We start from the raw sequence: 18,476 nt of genomic DNA on the forward strand, positions 1-18,476 counted from the left end.
GTCGACCCCCACGCATAAAAAAAGCGGCCCGGAGGCCGCTTTTCGACATGTTTGCTTGATCTGGCAACAACTTACTGCAACGTCGCGGCAAGACGCTCCGCATGTTGGTTGGCCAGCTCAGCGTCCTGCGCTTCCACCATGACGCGCACGACCGGCTCCGTACCCGACGGACGAATCAGCACACGCCCCTTGCCATCCAACTCGGCCTCGCTCGTCTTGAGAGCCGCCTGCAAGCCCGCGTGCGATTTCCAGTCGAAACCCTTTTCGACCCGCACGTTGATAAGCTTTTGCGGGAACAGGCGCACGCCGTCGAGCATCTCGTCCAGCGTCTGGCCGCTGCGACGCAATGCTGCAAGCACCTGCAGCGCCGAAATGATGCCGTCGCCCGTGCTGTGCTTGTCCAGGCAGAGCAAGTGGCCCGAACCTTCGCCGCCGAGCAGCCAACCATTCTTCTTCAGTTCTTCCAGCACATAACGATCGCCCACCTTGGCGCGCACGAACTCGACTCCCTGCGCCTTGAGTGCGAGTTCCACGGCAAGATTGGTCATGAGCGTACCGACCGCGCCCGGCACCGTCTGGCCCGCCGCACGGCGCGCCTGCACCATCACGTAGAGCAGCTCGTCGCCGTTGTAGAGGCGCCCATTGCGGTCCACCACCTGCAGGCGGTCGGCATCGCCATCAAAGGCCAGGCCAATGTCAGCCCCATGCTCGCGCGTAGCCTCAACCAACTTACCCGGCGCCGTCGCGCCATAGCCGTCGTTGATGTTGCGGCCATTCGGCTGGTTGCCGATCGATACCACGTCCGCACCCAGCTCGTGGAAGACGTGCGGTGCAATGTGATAGGCCGCGCCATGCGCGCTGTCCAGCACGACCTTCATACCGAACAGGTTCAGGTCGCTCGGGAATGTGCTCTTGCAGAATTCGATGTAGCGTCCAGCGGCATCCTCGATACGACGGGCACGGCCCAGCGCATCAGAGGCCGCGTACGCCATCGGCTTTTCCAGTTCGGCTTCGATCTGCAGCTCGGTTTCATCCGGCAGCTTGTCGCCGGTGGCCGAGAAGAACTTGATACCGTTGTCGTAATACGGGTTATGTGAAGCGGAAATCACCACACCCGCCGACAACCGCAGCGCACGCGTGAGATACGCCACGCCAGGCGTTGGCAGCGGCCCGCTCATCAGCACGTCCACGCCGGCTGCTGTGAAGCCTGCTTCCAACGCGGCTTCCAGCATGTAGCCCGACAGGCGCGTGTCCTTGCCGATCAGCACGGTGGGACGGCCGTGACCATGCGCTTCCCCACCATGGGCCAACACACGGCCGGCTGCATAACCAAGGCGCAACACAAAATCCGGCGTGATCGGGCTTTCACCGACACGCCCACGGATGCCGTCGGTGCCGAAATACTTCCTGGACATTGGGAGTCTCTCCTGGAGAAATGTTTCTTTCTTTGTTTGTAAGGCGCTGGCCATCGCCGGGCAATCCTCTGTTCGCTTGACCCCCAGCCGCGTGAGGCTTGGGCGGCTATCAGGCCATTGGCGGATTTACGCGTTCATGACGCATGGCCCACCAGAGTTGAATTGCCTCCACGGTCGGCTGCACGTCGTGCACACGCACGATGAACGCGCCCCGCTCCGCCGCCAGTAGCGCTGCCGCCACACTGACGGTCACACGTTCGGCTGGCGGTTTGCCGCCCAACACCGCGCCCAGCGTCGATTTGCGCGACAAACCGGCGAGCAGCGGCAAACCGATGCGCTGAAACTCCGCCAAGCGATTGAGCATGGTGAGGTTGTGATCCGGCGTCTTGCCAAAACCAAACCCCGGATCAAGGGAGACACGCTCGGCCGCCACGCCGGCAGCCATCAGCGCCTCCGTCTGCGTGCACAGGAAGGCCTCCACCTCGCCCATCAGGTCTACATAGCTGGGCGCTTCCTGCATCGTTTCGGGATCGCGCTGCATATGCATGACACAAAGGCCCGCGTTGCCCTTTGCCACCGCCTCGATCGCGCCAGGCCGGCGAAAACCCCAGATATCGTTGATCAAATCGGCGCCCGCATCCAGCGTGGCCCGCATCACCTCGGGCTTGTAGGTATCGATCGACAGCGGCTTGCCGCATTCGCGTAGCGCCTCGACGATGGGCATCACCCGGTCCAACTCGGCTTGCAGGCTCAACGGCTCGGCGCCCGGCCGGCTCGACTCTCCACCGATGTCGATCATGTCGACGCCTTCGGTGATCAGCTGCTCGGCGTGGCGCAACGCTGCATCACGCGTGGCGTGCCGCCCGCCATCGGAGAACGAATCGGGCGTGACGTTGAGAATGCCCATGACGAGCGGACGGCGATCGCGTGGGTAACGGAAGCGTCCGCACTGGAAGTGCGTTGTGGTGGGAATGGAAGCGGACAAGATAGATCGATGGAAATGCTGTGCAGGACCGGAATGCTACGCCAGGCATGCCAGAATGCGCCAACAAAAAAAGAGCCGGTGCGCTTGCACCGGCTCTTTTGCGTCGCCGCCCGGGCGACAAACTAACGGACCATCAACACATTACGCCGTGGCAGGCACGTTGCCCGGGTTCACCCCAGCCGGCGTGCCGCCACCCGGCGGGGTGCTGCCACCGCCGGTCGAGCCGTAGCGCGGCGGGCGCGGTGGCTTGCCGTCCATGATGTCATTGACCTGATCGGCGTCGATGGTTTCCCACTCGAGCAGCGCCGCAGTCATGGCTTCCACCTTCTCGCGATTCGCTTCCAGCAGCCCCTTGGCCAGGGCATACTGCTCGTCCACGATGCGGCGGATTTCCGAATCCACCTTCTGCTGCGTCGCCTCGGACACCGTCTTCGATGCCATGCGGCCGAAGAAGCCATCCTGTTCCGTATCGACGTAGACCATGGTGCCGAGCGCGTCGCTCATGCCATAGCGCGTCACCATATCGCGGGCCATCTTGGTGGCGCGCTCGAAGTCGTTGGAGGCGCCGGTACTCATCGCACCCAGGAACACCTCTTCTGCAGCACGGCCACCGAACAGAATCGCGACCTCTTCAAGCATCGTATCCTTGTAGGCGTAGTGCTTGTCGTGCTCCGGCAGCTGCCAGGTCAGGCCGCCAGCCCAGCCGCGCGGCATGATCGTGACCTTGTGCACCGGGTCAGCCTTCGGCAGCAGCTTGGCAACCACCGCATGGCCCGACTCGTGGTACGCCGTAGCGCGGCGCTCCTCTTCGCGAATCACAGCCGACTTGCGCTCCGGACCCATGTAGATCTTGTCCTTCGCGTCTTCGAAGTCCTGCATGTCCACTACGCGCTTGTTACGGCGCGCAGCAAACAGCGCAGCTTCGTTGACCAGGTTGGCCAGATCGGCGCCCGAGAAGCCCGGCGTGCCACGCGCCAGCACCGATGCATCGACGTCGTTGCCGATCGGCACCTTGCGCATGTGCACCTTGAGAATCTGCTCGCGACCACGGATATCCGGCAGACCCACGTAGACCTGACGGTCGAAGCGGCCCGGACGCAGCAGCGCTTTGTCGAGCACGTCTGCACGGTTGGTTGCCGCGATCACGATGACGCCCGAGTTGGCCTCGAAGCCGTCCATCTCGACCAGCATCTGGTTCAGGGTCTGCTCGCGCTCGTCGTTGCCGCCGCCCATGCCGGCGCCACGATGGCGGCCAACCGCATCAATTTCATCGATGAACACGATGCACGGCGCCTGCTTCTTGGCGTTTTCGAACATGTCGCGCACGCGGGCCGCGCCCACGCCGACGAACATTTCAACGAAGTCCGAACCGGAAATGCTAAAGAACGGCACCTTGGCTTCACCAGCAATGGCGCGTGCGAGCAGCGTCTTGCCAGTACCCGGAGGGCCAACAAGCAGCACGCCGCGCGGGATGCGCCCGCCGAGCTTCTGGAATTTCTGCGGATCTTTCAGGAAGTCGACCAGTTCGACGACTTCTTCTTTCGATTCGTCACAGCCTGCCACGTCAGCAAACGTGACGCTGTTGTTGTTCTCATCAATCAACCGCGCCCGCGACTTGCCGAACGAGAAGGCACCACCTTTCCCACCACCCTGCATCTGCCGCATCATGTAGAACCAGAACACGATGATCAGCAGCGTCGGACCGAGGTAGTAAAGGGCGGTAAGGAGCACACCTTGCTCTTCTTCCGCCTTACCGGTCACCTGCACGCCGTACTTCATCAGGTCGCCGACCATCCAGATGTCGCCCGGCGAGATGATCGAATACTTGTTGCCCTCGTTGGGCGTGACCAACAGCGTACGGCCTTGGACCTCGACGCGCTTGACCTTGCCGGCCTTCGCATCGTCCATGAATTGCGAGTACGTCACACCCTCCTGGGTGCGCGGCTTGTCGAACTGCTTGAAGACGGTGAACAGCACCAAGGCAATCACCAGCCAGATGGCCGCCTTCTGAAACCAGTTGTTATTCAAGGCGAGACTCCTTTAGAAATGCCTTGACGGGATGCTTGGCATTGTAATGCACGGACACCGCCGCGGGTTGATTGCCCGCAAGACCAACGAACCACCGTGCCAGCCGAGGGGCCCCTTTTTGAGTATCGTCCGTCAGCCCGGATGCTTGAGCTGGCGGCCCAACAAGAATGTCTCGGACGATTTGTCACGGGAGGCTTTCGGCTTGCGCGGCGCCACGATCTTGAAATGACGCTTGAACATCTCGACGATCTGACTATAGCCGCTGCCGTGGAAACATTTGATCAGCAGCGCGCCTTCAGGTTTCAGGTGCGCCATGGCAAATTCCACTGCCAGCTCGGCGATGTGCTCCATGCGCGCGGCGTCTGCCGACGCCACACCTGAGAGATTGGGGGCCATATCGGACAAAACAAGGTCCACTTTGCCGCCACCGCTGACTTCCAGCACGATTTCTTCCAGTTGCCGGAATACCTCGTCCTCGCGGAAGTCACCCTGGATGAAGGTAACGTCGGCGATGGCTTCCATCGGCAGGATGTCGATGGCGACGATCGCGCCGTCGATACGTCCATCCTTGGCGCGCGGCGAGGCCGCCAGCTTGTTGCGCACGTACTGGCTCCAACTGCCCGGCGCGGCACCCAGGTCAACGATGACCTGGCCCGGCTTGATCAACTTGTCCTGCTCGTCGATCTCTTTGAGCTTGTAGGCGGCACGTGCGCGATAGCCTTCGCGCTGCGCCAGCTTGACGTACGGATCGTTGATATGGTCGTGCAGCCACGACTGGTTAAACTTGTTCTTTGCCATCGAATTGGTTGCAATTTCGCCCGAATGTAGCGCCAAACATGGCGGCCAGGACTGGTTTTGGCGGATAATACGCGCCGTTTGTCTCTTTGCGCGATCCCGCGCTTATTTATGCCCGCCCTTATCCTCACCCCTGCCCAACGATCGGAACTGCGCTCCGAAGCGCACGCGTTGAACCCGGTCGTCATCATCGGTGCGGAGGGTCTGACCAAGGCCGTTCTGGCCGAAATCGACCGCTCGCTGGCGGCACACGGGCTGATCAAGATTCGCGTCTTCGGCGATGACCGCGAAGCACGCATCGAACTCTACGACACCATCTGCGCCCGCCTGCAAGCCGCCCCCGTACAGCACATCGGCAAGCTGCTGGTGATCTGGCGCGAAGGCCCGGCGTACCTGAAGGAAAACCAGCCGCGCGATCTCAAGCCGCCGCGCAAGACGACCGTGGGCGCCGGTCCGCGCTCGGTCACCGTGCGCAAGCCGAACCCGAACAGCGCACGCCGCCCGAAGCCCGTCCGCCTGAGCGTGCTCGGCAACGAACGTGTCACGGCCGGCGGCAACGTCAAGCGCGCCAAGCCGCGTCAAACCAGCCAGAAAAAGAAGGCGCTGTCCTGATCCAATTCGGGGCTGCACACAAAACGACCGGCTTTTCAGCCGGTCTTTTTTTGGCCTTCAGGCGGCTTGTCGAACATCGGCTGCCTTCCAGATCAGCGCCAACCCCAACAGACTCTGCAGCAGATAGAACACGCTCGATACACCGTGCAGCATGCCGAACTGTGCGCGGTAAGGCGAATCTCCCACCGCCATGCCGAGTGCATCGGCCTGTTCGCGCAGTGAAGCCATGAACGGCTGCAGGCCGAAATAACCCACCAGCACGCACAGCAGCATCGCCAGCACAAGCCAGCGCAGCCGGCGGTACCCGGCCTGACCGCGACGCACCAGCGCCGTGGCAGCGAGCAAAAGGAGACACCCTGTCGCCAGGCCGATCCACGCCTCCGCATGAAACAACCGGCCGGCAATCGAGCCGGCCAACTGGCGATCATCCAGCATCGCAAACAACGTCGGCGCGACGATGTAACCGATGGTCCAGAGCGAACCGCACCATACCGTGGCAAGCAACTGGAAGAAGCGCTGCGGCATGGCGGCTGTCTCGGATCGGGTTAGAGGTACTTGACGGCCAGGACTTCGTACTCGCGCTCGCCGCCCGGGGCGACCACGGTGGCGACGTCGCCTTCCAACTTGCCGATCAACGCACGGGCGATCGGCGAGCTGATCGAGATCTTGCCGATCTCGATATCGGCTTCGTCATCGCCGACGATCTGGTACGTAACAGGCTTGCCCGAATCCAGGTCTTCCAGGTCGATGGTGGCGCCAAAGACCACACGGCCTTCAGCATCGAGCGAAGCCGGATCGATGATCTGTGCAGCCGACAACTTGCTTTCGATTTCCTGGATGCGGCCTTCGATGAAGCCCTGGCGCTCCTTGGCGGCATCATAGTCGGCGTTTTCGGACAGATCGCCCTGGGCACGCGCCTCGGCGATAGCGTTGACGACGGCCGGACGCTCCTTGGTCTTCAGACGTTGGAGTTCGTCTTTCAGCATCTCGGCACCGCGCTTGGTAATCGGAATGGTGCTCATCGTAAGTCTTTCAGAATCACAAAAAAATCAGCCGCTGCGAAGCGGGAGGGCGCGTAGCGCACACCCGCCTGACGGCGGCTGTCGTTGTTTTGACACGGACGCTCTAGTTTAGGCGAACCGTCCGGAGGCGGCAACTGCCCCCTCTCCGGGCGGTCGCCGCGACGCTATGCCGCGTCGCGGGCCCTGACGATGGGCTTACTTACAGGGTCGCGTGCAGGCCCTGCAGGTCATACACATCGAGGTGCTGCATGTGCTTCAGACCTTCCACCGCGGCACGCGCACCGGCGATGGTCGTGTAGTACGTGACACGCTGCGCCAATGCAGCCTGGCGGATCGAGCGCGAGTCAGCGATTGCGGCACGCGTCTCGTCGACGGTCGTGAAGACGAGCGCGATCTCGCTGTTCTTGATCATGTCGACAATGTGCGGACGGCCGTCCTTCACCTTGTTCACCACGCGCACCGGAATGCCCGCAGCTTCAATGGCCGAGGCCGTACCGCGCGTTGCCACGATCGGGTAGCCCAGCGTATGCAGCGCACGGGCCACTTCCACGGCTTGCGGCTTGTCGCTGTCCTTGACCGTCATCAGCACGGTACCCTTCTCGGGCAGGCGCGAACCGGCAGCCAGCTGGCTCTTGAAGAGCGCCTCGCCAAAGGTCTTGCCAACGCCCATCACTTCGCCGGTGGAGCGCATTTCCGGTCCGAGCACCGGGTCGACCCCCGGGAACTTGTTGAACGGGAACACAGCCTCCTTGACGCTGTAGTACGCCGGCACGACTTCCGTCTCGACGCCTTGCGAATCCAGCGACTGGCCAGCCATGCAGCGAGCCGCAACCTTCGCCAGCGGAATACCGGTCGCCTTCGAAACGTACGGCACCGTACGCGAAGCACGCGGGTTCACTTCCAGCACGTAGACGATGTCTTCGCCGCCCTTCTGCTGGATCGCAAACTGCACGTTCATCAGGCCGACCACGTTCAGCGCCTTGGCCATCGCGGCGGTCTGGCGCTTGAGCTCGTCGACGGTCGCCTGCGACAGCGAGTACGGCGGCAGCGAACAAGCCGAGTCGCCCGAGTGCACGCCGGCCTGTTCGATGTGCTCCATCACGCCGCCGATGAACACGCGCTTGCCGTCGGAAAGGCAATCCACGTCGCATTCAATGGCATCGTTCAGGAATCGGTCGAGCAGCACGGGGCTGTCGTTCGACACCTTCACGGCTTCGCGCATGTAGCGCTCGAGGTCGCGCGGCTCGTGCACGATTTCCATCGCGCGGCCACCCAGCACGTACGACGGACGCACCACCAGCGGGTAGCCGATTTCTTCGGCCAGCTTGAGGGCTTCGTCTTCGGCACGCGCGGTGCGGTTGGGCGGCTGGCGCAGTCCCAGCGCGTGCAGCAGCTTCTGGAAGCGCTCACGGTCTTCGGCCGCGTCGATCATGTCCGGCGACGTGCCGATGATGGGCACGCCGTTGGCTTCCAGATCCAGCGCGAGCTTCAGCGGCGTCTGGCCGCCGTATTGCACGATCACGCCGACCGGCTTTTCCTTGTCAACGATTTCGAGCACGTCTTCCAGCGTCACCGGCTCGAAGTACAGGCGGTCGGACGTGTCGTAGTCCGTCGAGACGGTTTCCGGGTTGCAGTTGACCATGATGGTCTCGTACCCGTCTTCGCGCAGTGCCAGCGCGGCGTGCACGCAGCAGTAGTCGAACTCGATACCTTGGCCGATCCGGTTCGGGCCGCCGCCCAGGACCATGATCTTCTTGTTGCTGGTCGGCTCGGCTTCGCACTCGCCGTGCTCGGCTTCGTACGTGGAGTACAGGTATGCCGTGTTTGTCGCGAATTCAGCGGCGCACGTGTCGACACGTTTGTAGACCGGACGCACCTTCTCGGCGATACGCTTCTCGCGCACGGCCTTGGCTGTCGTCTTGGTGAGCTTGGCAAGGCGGCGGTCGGAGAAACCCTTCTGCTTGAGCAGACGCAGCTCGGCAGCCGACAGGCTTTCCAGCGTGCGGGACTTCACCAGTGCTTCCGTCTTGACGATGTCTTCGATCTGCGCCAGGAACCACGGATCAACGGACGTCTCGGCATAAACCTCGTCGATCGACAGGCCCAGGCGGAATGCGTCGCCCAGATACCAGATGCGATCCGGACCGGCTTCGCCGATCTCTTCGATGATCTCGTCGCGGTCGGTGGACTTTTCGTCCAGGCCGTCCACGCCGACTTCCAGGCCACGCAGCGCCTTCTGGAACGACTCCTGGAACGTCCGGCCCATGGCCATCACCTCACCGACCGACTTCATCTGCGTGGTCAGGTGGCTGTCGGCCTGCGGGAATTTCTCGAACGCGAAACGCGGCACCTTGGTGACCACGTAGTCGATCGACGGCTCGAACGACGCCGGCGTCGCGCCGCCGGTGATCTCGTTCTTCAGCTCGTCCAGCGTGTAGCCCACGGCCAGCTTGGCCGCGACCTTGGCGATCGGGAAACCGGTGGCCTTCGACGCCAGCGCCGACGAACGCGACACACGCGGGTTCATCTCGATCACGATCATCCGGCCATCCTGCGGATTGATCGAGAACTGCACGTTCGAGCCGCCGGTATCCACGCCGATCTCGCGCAACACAGCCAGCGAGGCGTTACGCAGGATCTGGTATTCCTTGTCGGTCAGGGTCTGCGCCGGGGCCACAGTGATGGAGTCACCGGTGTGGATGCCCATCGGGTCCAGGTTCTCGATCGAGCAGACGATGATGCAGTTGTCGGCCTTGTCGCGCACGACTTCCATCTCGTACTCCTTCCAGCCGAGCAGCGATTCTTCGATCAGCAGCTCGTTGGTCGGCGAGAGGTCGAGACCGCGCTTGCAGATCTCTTCGAATTCTTCGCGGTTGTAGGCGATGCCGCCGCCCGTGCCGCCCAGCGTGAACGACGGACGGATCACGATCGGGTAGCCGCTCGTGCCGGTTTCCTTGGCGATCTGCGACTGCACAGCCACGGCTTCGTCCATCGAATGCGCGATGCCCGATTTGGCCGAACCCAGACCGATCTTGGTCATCGCGTCCTTGAACTTCTGGCGGTCTTCCGCCTTGTCGATGGCCTCGGGCGATGCGCCGATCAGCTCGACGTTGTACTTCTTCAGCACGCCGTGGCGATGCAGGTCCAGCGCGCAGTTGAGCGCGGTCTGGCCGCCCATCGTCGGCAGGATCGCGTCGGGGCGCTCCTTGGCGATGATGCGCTCGACGACTTCCCAAGTGATCGGCTCGATGTAGGTCACGTCGGCCGTGTTGGGGTCGGTCATGATCGTGGCCGGGTTGCTGTTGACCAGGACCACCTTGAAGCCTTCTTCACGGAGCGCCTTGCAAGCCTGCGCGCCGGAGTAATCGAATTCACACGCCTGGCCGATGATGATCGGACCCGCGCCGATGATCAGGATGGTTTTGATATCTGTACGTTTTGGCATAACCCGCTCGATTCGATTAATTCAGTGTGGCCGTCGCCAGCTTGGCGGAAAAGCCGATAAACATGGCGCCGACGCCGCTGCTCATACCGGCAGACAAACGTCGTCGCGCGCGGAACGCCGCGGCCAGCCGCGCGCCCACGAAGATGATGGTGGTCAGGTACAGGAAGCTGCAGATCTGGCAGACCAGCCCCAGCACGACGAACGACACCGCCGGCAGCGCGTAGTGCGGATCGACGAACTGGATGAAGAACGAGATGAAGAACAGGATCGCCTTCGGGTTCAGCAGACTGATGATCAGCGCCTTCTTGAACGGGTGCGATTCATCGGCCGGAGCCGCGTCTTGTGCGACGGACTCGCCGGCCTTGCGCACACGCCAGTTGCGAACCGCGCCACGCAGCATCTGCAGGCCGATCCACGCCAGATACGCCGCGCCGATGTACTTCACGACGTAGAACAGCGCCGGACTCGCCTTCAACAGCGAAGCCACGCCCGCTGCCGACAACACCATCAGGATGGCATCACCCAGAAACACGCCGCACGCGCCCTGGTAGCCCGCGCGCACACCGCGGCGGGCCGCCACCGACAGCACGTACATCGAATTCGGCCCCGGCAGCAGCACGATGAAAATCGTGCCGAGCAGAAAGGTCCAGAACTCGGTGATGCCGAAGTGGGCGAGCATGAAGGCGTTCATGGCAGATGCGCTCTCGTTGCTTTACTGTTTGGCTGCGTCCATCGCCGCGGTGAAGCGGTCAAACAGATACGCGATGTCATGCGGACCGGGCGACGCTTCCGGGTGGCCCTGGAAGCAGAACGCCGGACGGTCGGTCAGCTCGAAGCCCTGCAGCGTGCCGTCGAACAGCGAGACGTGCGTCACGCGCGCGTTGGCCGGCAGCGATTCCGGGTCCACTGCAAAACCGTGGTTCTGCGAGGTGATGACCACGCGGCCGTCCTGCAGATCCTTGACCGGGTGATTCGCGCCGTGGTGGCCGGTCTTCATCTTGAGCGTCTTGGCACCGACAGCCAGGCCCATGATCTGGTGGCCCAGACAGATGCCGAACGTCGGCAGGCGACGCTCCAGGAACTCCCTGGTGGCGGCGATAGCGTAGTCGCACGGCTCCGGATCGCCGGGGCCGTTGGAAAGGAAGACGCCATCCGGGTTATGCGCCAGCACGTCGGCTGCGCTGGTTTGTGCCGGCACCACCGTCACGCGGCAGCCACGCTCGGCGAGCATGCGCAGGATGTTGAACTTGACGCCAAAGTCGTACGCGACCACGTGATACTTCGGGGCGTCCTGCTTGCCGTAGCCGCGGCCCAGCGCCCATTCGGTCTGGGTCCACTCGTACGGCTGGGTCACGGACACGACTTTCGCCAGATCCATGCCCGACAGGCCCGGGAACGAGCGCGCGAGGTCGATGGCCTTCTGCACGTTGTCTTCGCCCGCGAGAATGCAACCGTTCTGGGCGCCCTTCTCGCGCAGGATTCGGGTCAGCTTGCGCGTATCGATCCCGGCAATGGCGACAACTTTCTCGCCCTTGAGGTAATGCGAGAGCGTGTGCTCCTTGCGGAAGTTCGACGCCAGGATCGGGAGATCCTTGATGATGAGACCGGCGGCATGGACTTTCGTAGCTTCGACATCCTCACGGTTCACGCCAACGTTACCGATATGCGGATACGTGAGCGTGACGATCTGGCGCGAGTAGCTCGGATCGGTAAGGATTTCCTGATAGCCGGTGATTGCGGTGTTGAACACCACTTCGCCGATCGTATGACCGGCCGCACCGATGGAATAGCCACGAAAGACCGTGCCGTCTGCAAGCGCGAGAATGGCGGGCGGGAAAGACGGCAACACGGGTAGCTCCTGCTGGATTCACCCTGTGCCGACCTGATCACCTTGGCGCCGAAGCGGAATTCCGGCTATGCGGAATCCGGGCCGTTTGCGCGCCGAGAGTCGGGGCTGGGACAGAACTCACCAGAAATCACCGAGAAACGAGGCAGACGGGGCGGTAGGCGGGAGGTAGGAAGCGGTTGGCGCTAGGGTGATGGGTTTCTGAACTCAAACCCAACAAGTATACCCGGACACCGCAAAAAACTCAATGAAAGGAAGGACTTAACGGCGCGTGCCGCCCAATTTGTGACGTCCCGCCGTGCCCACGAGCCCGTGATCGAGCTGGCGAGAACGTCACTTTCTCATCATCTAGTCACCTCGCACGGCAGCCTGCACCTGAGCCAGCGCCGTGGGGTCTTCAATGGTCGTCAGATCTCCCGGGTCACGCCCTTCCGCTACGGCCTGCATCGCCCGGCGCAGCAGCTTTCCGGAGCGCGTCTTGGGCAGCGCCCCGACAAAGAACACGCGCGAGGGCCGTGCCACTGCCCCGAGCTGCACCTCGACTGTGCGCATCAACTCACCTTCGAGGGCCAGGCGCCCCGTCGGCTCGGCAATGCGCGAAGCGTCACGCACGATGGCAAACCCCATCGCCACCTGCCCTTTGAGCTGATCGGCCACGCCCACCACCGCCACCTCGGCGATGGCGGGATGCGACGACAGGCTTTCTTCGATCTCGCGGGTGCCCAGACGGTGGCCCGCCACGTTGATGACGTCGTCGGTGCGGCCGAGGATGGTCACGTAACCCTCCTCGTCGCGCACACCCCAGTCGAAGCTCGAATAGATGTGCCGGCCCGGGAACGCAGACCAGTATGTCTGCAGAAAGCGGGCATCGTCGCCCCAGACGGTCGTCATGCAGCCCGGCGGCAGCGGCGCGGCAACGGCGAGGAGCCCCTTCTCGCCGGGGGCGCAGGGTTCGCCGGTGGCCTCGTCCAGGATGTCGAGCTTGTAGCCATAGACCGGGAAACCCGGCGAGCCGAGCTTTTGCATGGAAGGCTCAACCCCTTGCGGAATGGCCAGCATCGGCCAGCCGGTCTCTGTCTGCCAGTAGTTGTCGACGATGGGCTTGTGCAGTGCCTCGCCGATCCAGCTTGCGGTGGGCTCGTCCAGCGGCTCGCCGGCAAGGAAGAGGCGGCGCAGGCTCGACAGATCATGTCGCTGCAGCAGCGCCGGATCCTGCTTTTTGAGTACGCGAATGGCGGTCGGTGCGGTAAACATCACGTTCACCCGATATTGCTCGACGATGCGCCACCAGACCGCACCGTCGGGACGGATTGGCGTGCCTTCGTACATGACCGTCGTCAGGCCCGCGAGCAGCGGCGCGTAGACGATGTAGCTGTGTCCCACCACCCAGCCCACGTCCGAAGCGGTGAACATCGTGTCGCCGGGCTGCGTACCGAAAATGAGCGGCATCGACGCCGCGAGCGCCACCGCATAGCCGCCAGTGTCGCGCTGGACACCTTTCGGTTTGCCCGTCGTACCGGAGGTGTAGAGGATGTACGAGGGCTCGCTGGATTCCATCCACTCGCACGGCACATCGGCATTCGCGTGCTGGGCGGCGAGCGTTGCGTAGTCGACATCGCGCGGGTTGTGCTGCATGGGCGCGAGTTGGCGATTGACGAGCAGCACGCGCTCGGGCTTGTGGGCCGCCAGCGCAATCGCGGCATCGAGCAACGGTTTGTACTCGACCACCTTGCCCGCTCGCGAGCCCGCATCGGCACTGACGATCACGCGCGGCGTAGCGTCGTCGATGCGCGTGGCGAGACTGTTGGACGCGAAACCGCCGAACACCACCGAATGGATCGCGCCGATGCGCGCACAGGCCAGCATCGCAAACGCGGCTTCAGGAATCATCGGCAGGTAAATCAGCACGCGGTCGCCCCGCCTCACGCCCAGGGCCTGCAGGCTCGCCGCCATGCGGTTGACCTCGCGATGGAGCTGGCGATACGTGTACGTGGCCTCCAGACCGGTTTCAGTGGAGACATACACGAGCGCCGCCTGCTCGCCACGCGTGGCGAGATGCCGGTCGACGGCGTTGTGGCACAGGTTGGTGCGTCCGCCCACGAACCACTTTGCGAATGGCAAGCGCGAATCGTCCAGGACGGCAGAATACGGCCCCTGCCATTCGATGCGCTGGGCCTGTTCGCCCCAGAAGCCAGCGGGGTCATCAATGGAGCGCTGATACAGCGCGCGGTACGCGGCGGACATGGGCATGATGTTGTCTCCTGGCCATCGTACGCGATGGCTCAATCTTGGTTGTGCTTGATGCACCTACTTTGCGATCGCCAACTTACGCGGGTCTTACCGCCGCCCCAAAACAAAACGGCGCCCCGCAGGACGCCGTTTCTGTTGCCAGTCTCAGCGCTTCTTGCGCTTGACCGAACTGGATGAAGTTGCCACCGGCTTCGCCTTGACCACCGGCTTGCCGGCCACCTTCGCAGTTGGCACGCGCGTGGTTGCCGCTGTGGCACGCGACGTTGTGGCCGATACGCGCATCACGCGCACATGCCCGCCACGACCGCCACCGTGCGCTTGCGGCAGCATCAGCACAACGCTGTGCCCCTTGGGAATGGCGTCGCCGGGGAGCTGGTTCCACGCACGAATCTGGGCAACCGACACGCCGTAGCGTCGCGACAGACCCGCAACCGTATCGCGCTTGCCTGCGCGCACGACCACCTTTCTCAGATCCGGCATGTCGGGTTCGACCGCCATGGTGGCGTTCTCGGCCAACTCCGGGCTGATGTCGGGAGCGTTTTCCTGGGCGCCGTCGGCACGCGGCACAACCACGGTGGAGCCGGCCTTCAGCCGCATGCCCTTCGGAATGCGGTTGATCTCGCGAATGGTGTCGGGGTCAACCTTCAGCCGGGCCGCCAATGCTTCGACGCGCTCGCGGTTGCCGACCGTCACGGCCGTCCAGCTGGAGAGGCCGCCTCGATAGGTGTTCAGGTTGTACTGGAAAGTTTCCGCGTTGTCGTACGGCAGCAGGATCTGCGGGTTCGACGCGCCCAGGATCACCGGCCGGTTGAACGACGGGTTCAGCGCCTTGAACTCATCCATTGGCAGATTGGCCAGCTTGGCAGCCAGCGTCACATCAATATCGCGTGAAGTCGTGACGGTGACGAAGTACGGATGGTTGGGAATTTCCGGCAGCGTGACGCCGTAGCGCTCCGGGTTGGCGATGATGTTCTTCACCGCCTGGAGCTTGGGCACGTACATGCGCGTCTCGGCGGGCATGTTTAGGTTGACGTAATCGGTCGACAGCCCCGCGGCCTGGTTGCGTGCAATCGCCCGCGCCACCGCGCCTTCACCCCAGTTGTAGGCGGCCAGCGCGAGTTGCCAGTCGCCAAACTGGTCGTGCAGCTTGGAAAGATAGTCGAGCGCGGCGTCGGTCGAGGCAAGCACATCGCGGCGCTCGTCCTGGAAGACGTTCTGCTTGAGGTTGTAGGTTCGGCCAGTGCTCGGGATGAACTGCCACATCCCGGCAGCCTTGGCAGTCGATACTGCCTGCGGGTTGAACGCACTTTCCACGAACGGCAGGAGCGCCAGCTCGGTGGGCATGTTGCGCCGCTCCAGCTCTTCGACGATGTGGTACAGGTAGCGGTTCGAGCGATCCACCATCCGGCGGAAGGCATCCGGGCGCTGCGCATACCAGTCAGTGCGGTCGTCCACAGCCGAGCTTTGCAGGTCGGGCATGGAGAAACCTTGGCGAATGCGCGCCCAGAGATCCTTGGCAGGCCCTTTCAGGGATGCCACGGGCTGCTGATCGACATTGACGACCGGCGCGGGGGCCTGGCCGGTGGCGGTGGAGGCGCTGGTGCTGGCTGTGTCGGCGTTCGGCCCGGGGGCCGTTGCACAGGCCGCAAGGAGCAGACTGAGCACAGTTGCCGCAAGAAGTCGCACGGATCGCATCAAGTTCTATGGGGTTAGGGCTAAAAATTGCCCCAGATAGTAAGAAACGCATCCGACCGCGTCAACCCGCGTTCACCCGGCGTGCCGCTTGCCCAATGCATCACATCTGGCCGCGTTATCGCCGCGCGCCGAGCGTTCTCAACGGAAATCGTTCTTCCACTGGCGCAACGCGGCGAATACGGCAACGGGGTCATCCGCGTCGATACCTGCATGGCGTGCCACGGCCTGCGTCACATTGGCGTCATCCGACCGCATGAAGGGATTGGTCGCCCGCTCATGTCCAACGGTCGTGGGTACAGTCGAGCGGCCCTCGGCCCGCAACGCCGCTACCTCATCCTCCCAGGCTGCCAAGTCGGCGTTGCCAGGTTCGACTGCACGCGCAAAACGCACATTCGATGCCGTGTATTCATGCGCGCAATAGACACGCGTATCGGGCGCCAGTGCCGCCAGCTTGGCCAGCGACGCGCGCATCTGCGCGGGCGTCCCTTCAAAAAGCCGGCCGCAACCGGTGGCGAAGAGTGTATCGCCACAAAACAGGCTCGCCGATGCGGCATTACCCTGAAGGCGCCCTACATAGGCAACGTGACCGCTGGTATGACCCGGCACATCGATCACCCGGAATGTGGCGGCTGGCTGCGTGAGCGTCACGACGTCGCCTTCGCGCACGGCCTGCGTGCGGCACGGGATCGATTCGTCCGCTGGGCCGATGACCTGCAGCGGCGCACCCTCGGGATTCTCCGGATACGCCGCGAGCAGTTCGCGCACCCCGCCGACGTGATCGCCATGATGATGTGTGATTACAATGGCACCGAGCGCGAGCCCGCGTTCCTTCAAGAAGCGCAGCACCGGTTGCGCGTCGCCCGGGTCGACGACAGCAGCCACACGGCCATCGTGCAGTGCCCAAATATAATTGTCGGTAAACGCAGCGATCGCCTCGACCTCAAGCGCTACAACGCGCGGCACACCACCCTGGACCATGTCCGACTCCTCTAACGATCGTCGCATTATAGATTGGCACCACTGGCTCGCTTCGCCGCCCGGGCAATATGTCCTGCGGTGGGAGCAGGCCCAGTTCGATCGCACGGTGGCCGACATGTTCGGCTATCACGCGCTGCAGCTAGGCCATCCTGGCTTTGGGGCGCTGCGCGAGAACCGCATCCCGCTGATTGCCCGCGTGGTGGACGACATCGACCCGACGGCCCCCACCGAAACGCTCGACCCGATGGATGGCGACCCCGCTGAATCCGCCGATGCGGCCGACGGAGAACCCGACACCAGCACGCCACCACGCCAAGCCACGCCCCGCGTGATCTGCCGCTATGACGAACTGCCCTTCGCTTCGCAGAGCATCGACCTCGTCGCCTTGCCCCACGTGCTGGAGTTCACTGACGATCCGCACGAAGTGCTGCGCGAAGTGGCGCGCGTGCTGATGCCCGAGGGGCGCCTGATCATCACCGGCTTCAACCCGCTGAGCCTGTGGGGCATGCGCCAGGGCATGCGGCGCCTGGGCACGGAATCGTTTCTCCCTGCACAGAGCCAGATGATTGCGTTCACGCGTCTGAAAGACTGGCTCAAGCTGCTCGGATTTGATATCGTGCGCGGCCGTTTCGGCTGCTACTGCCCGCCTAATCGCTCGGACAAATGGCTGCAGCGCACCGCCTTCATGGAAAAGGCCGGCGACCGTTGGTGGCCGATCTTCGGTGCGGTTTACATGCTGCAGGCGGTCAAGCGCGTGCGCTCCATGCGACTGGTCGGTCCGGCATGGAAGACGCGCAAATCGCCGGCGCTGGTGCCGGCCGGAACGCCGGTCGCGACGCCTTCGGGATCACATTCGACCAAGGCGCCATCGGCCACGGCGCGTGACGGCAAATCGGGCGCGTGAGCGCGACCCTTCCACTCACTGATCACCCATCGTTTCTCAATGCAGGAAGTCACCGTTTATTCCGATGGCGCGTGCAAGGGCAACCCCGGCCTTGGTGGCTGGGGCACCGTGCTCGTCTCGGGCAGCCACGAAAAAGAACTCTTTGGCGGCGAAACGCTAACCACCAACAACCGCATGGAGCTGATGGCCGTGATCGAAGCATTCCGCGCGCTGAAAAGGCCATGCCGGGTGCAGGTTTATACCGATTCGCAGTACGTCCAGAAAGGCATCAGCGAATGGTTGGCCGGCTGGAAGGCGCGCGGGTGGAAGACGGCCGACAAGAAGCCGGTCAAGAACGACGACCTCTGGCGCACGCTCGACGAACTGGTCGCCGGACATGAGGTGAGCTGGCATTGGGTCAAGGGCCATGCCGGCCACCCCGGCAACGAGCGCGCCGATGCGCTGGCCAACAAAGGCGTCGAGATGGCGCGCCAGGCGAAAGCCTGACGCAGCCGGGCGCAC

15 protein-coding genes are annotated in these 18,476 nt (G+C 63.3%); 3 read left to right on the top strand and 12 right to left on the bottom strand.

Translation table 11 applies throughout. The features are described from left to right. Positions 1-71: 71 nt before the first annotated feature. The 4 genes from glmM to ACUXH0_RS09460 all read right to left on the bottom strand — a co-directional run bounded on the left by glmM (position 72) and on the right by ACUXH0_RS09460 (position 5,226). A complete protein-coding gene (gene glmM, locus ACUXH0_RS09445) occupies positions 72-1,415 on the bottom strand; it encodes a phosphoglucosamine mutase (RefSeq protein ID WP_004634251.1) in 1,344 nt (447 codons plus the stop codon). Between the two features lie 109 nt (positions 1,416-1,524). After that, complete coding sequence (folP, locus tag ACUXH0_RS09450; protein ID WP_152545557.1) at positions 1,525-2,388, bottom strand: dihydropteroate synthase; 864 nt, start codon at positions 2,386-2,388, stop codon at positions 1,525-1,527. A 153-nt stretch (positions 2,389-2,541) separates the two neighbouring features. Then, complete coding sequence (gene ftsH, locus ACUXH0_RS09455) at positions 2,542-4,428, bottom strand: ATP-dependent zinc metalloprotease FtsH (protein ID WP_004634256.1); 1,887 nt, start codon at positions 4,426-4,428, stop codon at positions 2,542-2,544. Positions 4,429-4,560: 132 nt separating this feature from the next. After that, positions 4,561-5,226 carry an RlmE family RNA methyltransferase gene (locus tag ACUXH0_RS09460; protein ID WP_012435950.1) on the bottom strand — a complete coding sequence of 222 codons (666 nt, stop codon included), beginning with the start codon at positions 5,224-5,226 and terminating at the stop codon, positions 4,561-4,563. Between the two features lie 108 nt (positions 5,227-5,334). Here ACUXH0_RS09460 and ACUXH0_RS09465 point away from each other — a divergent pair, with 108 nt between their 5' ends. Continuing rightward, positions 5,335-5,835, top strand: a complete 501-nt coding sequence (locus ACUXH0_RS09465; protein ID WP_004634261.1) for a YhbY family RNA-binding protein — start codon at positions 5,335-5,337, stop codon at positions 5,833-5,835. Positions 5,836-5,892: 57 nt separating this feature from the next. Here the strand turns inward: ACUXH0_RS09465 and ACUXH0_RS09470 are convergent, their stop codons facing one another. From ACUXH0_RS09470 to gloB, 8 genes are all read right to left on the bottom strand, one after another. Then, the gene (locus tag ACUXH0_RS09470) at positions 5,893-6,360 is read right to left on the bottom strand and encodes a DUF4149 domain-containing protein (protein ID WP_012435951.1); all 468 of its coding nucleotides are present in this window, start codon (positions 6,358-6,360) and stop codon (positions 5,893-5,895) included. Between the two features lie 20 nt (positions 6,361-6,380). Then, positions 6,381-6,857, bottom strand: a complete 477-nt coding sequence (gene greA, locus ACUXH0_RS09475; RefSeq protein WP_004634264.1) for a transcription elongation factor GreA — start codon at positions 6,855-6,857, stop codon at positions 6,381-6,383. A 199-nt stretch (positions 6,858-7,056) separates the two neighbouring features. After that, a complete protein-coding gene (gene carB, locus ACUXH0_RS09480) occupies positions 7,057-10,302 on the bottom strand; it encodes a carbamoyl-phosphate synthase large subunit (RefSeq protein ID WP_004634266.1) in 3,246 nt (1,081 codons plus the stop codon). A 16-nt stretch (positions 10,303-10,318) separates the two neighbouring features. After that, complete coding sequence (gene leuE, locus ACUXH0_RS09485) at positions 10,319-10,993, bottom strand: leucine efflux protein LeuE (RefSeq protein WP_012435952.1); 675 nt, start codon at positions 10,991-10,993, stop codon at positions 10,319-10,321. Between the two features lie 21 nt (positions 10,994-11,014). Further along, positions 11,015-12,151 (bottom strand): glutamine-hydrolyzing carbamoyl-phosphate synthase small subunit, encoded by a 1,137-nt coding sequence (gene carA / locus ACUXH0_RS09490; protein ID WP_012435953.1) that lies wholly within the window; start codon positions 12,149-12,151, stop codon positions 11,015-11,017. Between the two features lie 345 nt (positions 12,152-12,496). After that, the gene (gene prpE, locus ACUXH0_RS09495) at positions 12,497-14,398 is read right to left on the bottom strand and encodes a propionate--CoA ligase (protein WP_012435954.1); all 1,902 of its coding nucleotides are present in this window, start codon (positions 14,396-14,398) and stop codon (positions 12,497-12,499) included. Between the two features lie 144 nt (positions 14,399-14,542). Beyond that, the gene (locus tag ACUXH0_RS09500; RefSeq protein WP_012435955.1) at positions 14,543-16,093 is read right to left on the bottom strand and encodes a transglycosylase SLT domain-containing protein; all 1,551 of its coding nucleotides are present in this window, start codon (positions 16,091-16,093) and stop codon (positions 14,543-14,545) included. Between the two features lie 138 nt (positions 16,094-16,231). Continuing rightward, the gene (gene gloB, locus ACUXH0_RS09505; RefSeq protein WP_012435956.1) at positions 16,232-17,071 is read right to left on the bottom strand and encodes a hydroxyacylglutathione hydrolase; all 840 of its coding nucleotides are present in this window, start codon (positions 17,069-17,071) and stop codon (positions 16,232-16,234) included. Between gloB and ACUXH0_RS09510 the strand changes: the two genes are divergently transcribed. Both ACUXH0_RS09510 and rnhA read left to right on the top strand, forming a co-directional pair. Further along, on the top strand, positions 17,070-17,975 hold the full coding sequence (locus tag ACUXH0_RS09510; protein ID WP_170816377.1) for a class I SAM-dependent methyltransferase: 906 nt from the start codon (positions 17,070-17,072) through the stop codon (positions 17,973-17,975). The two genes, gloB and ACUXH0_RS09510, sit on opposite strands and share 2 nt — an antisense overlap. A gap of 39 nt (positions 17,976-18,014) precedes the next feature. Continuing rightward, positions 18,015-18,461, top strand: a complete 447-nt coding sequence (gene rnhA / locus ACUXH0_RS09515; RefSeq protein ID WP_004634278.1) for a ribonuclease HI — start codon at positions 18,015-18,017, stop codon at positions 18,459-18,461. The last annotated feature ends 15 nt before the right edge of the window (positions 18,462-18,476 follow it).

Source organism: Ralstonia sp. 110700041-2, assembly GCF_056280165.1.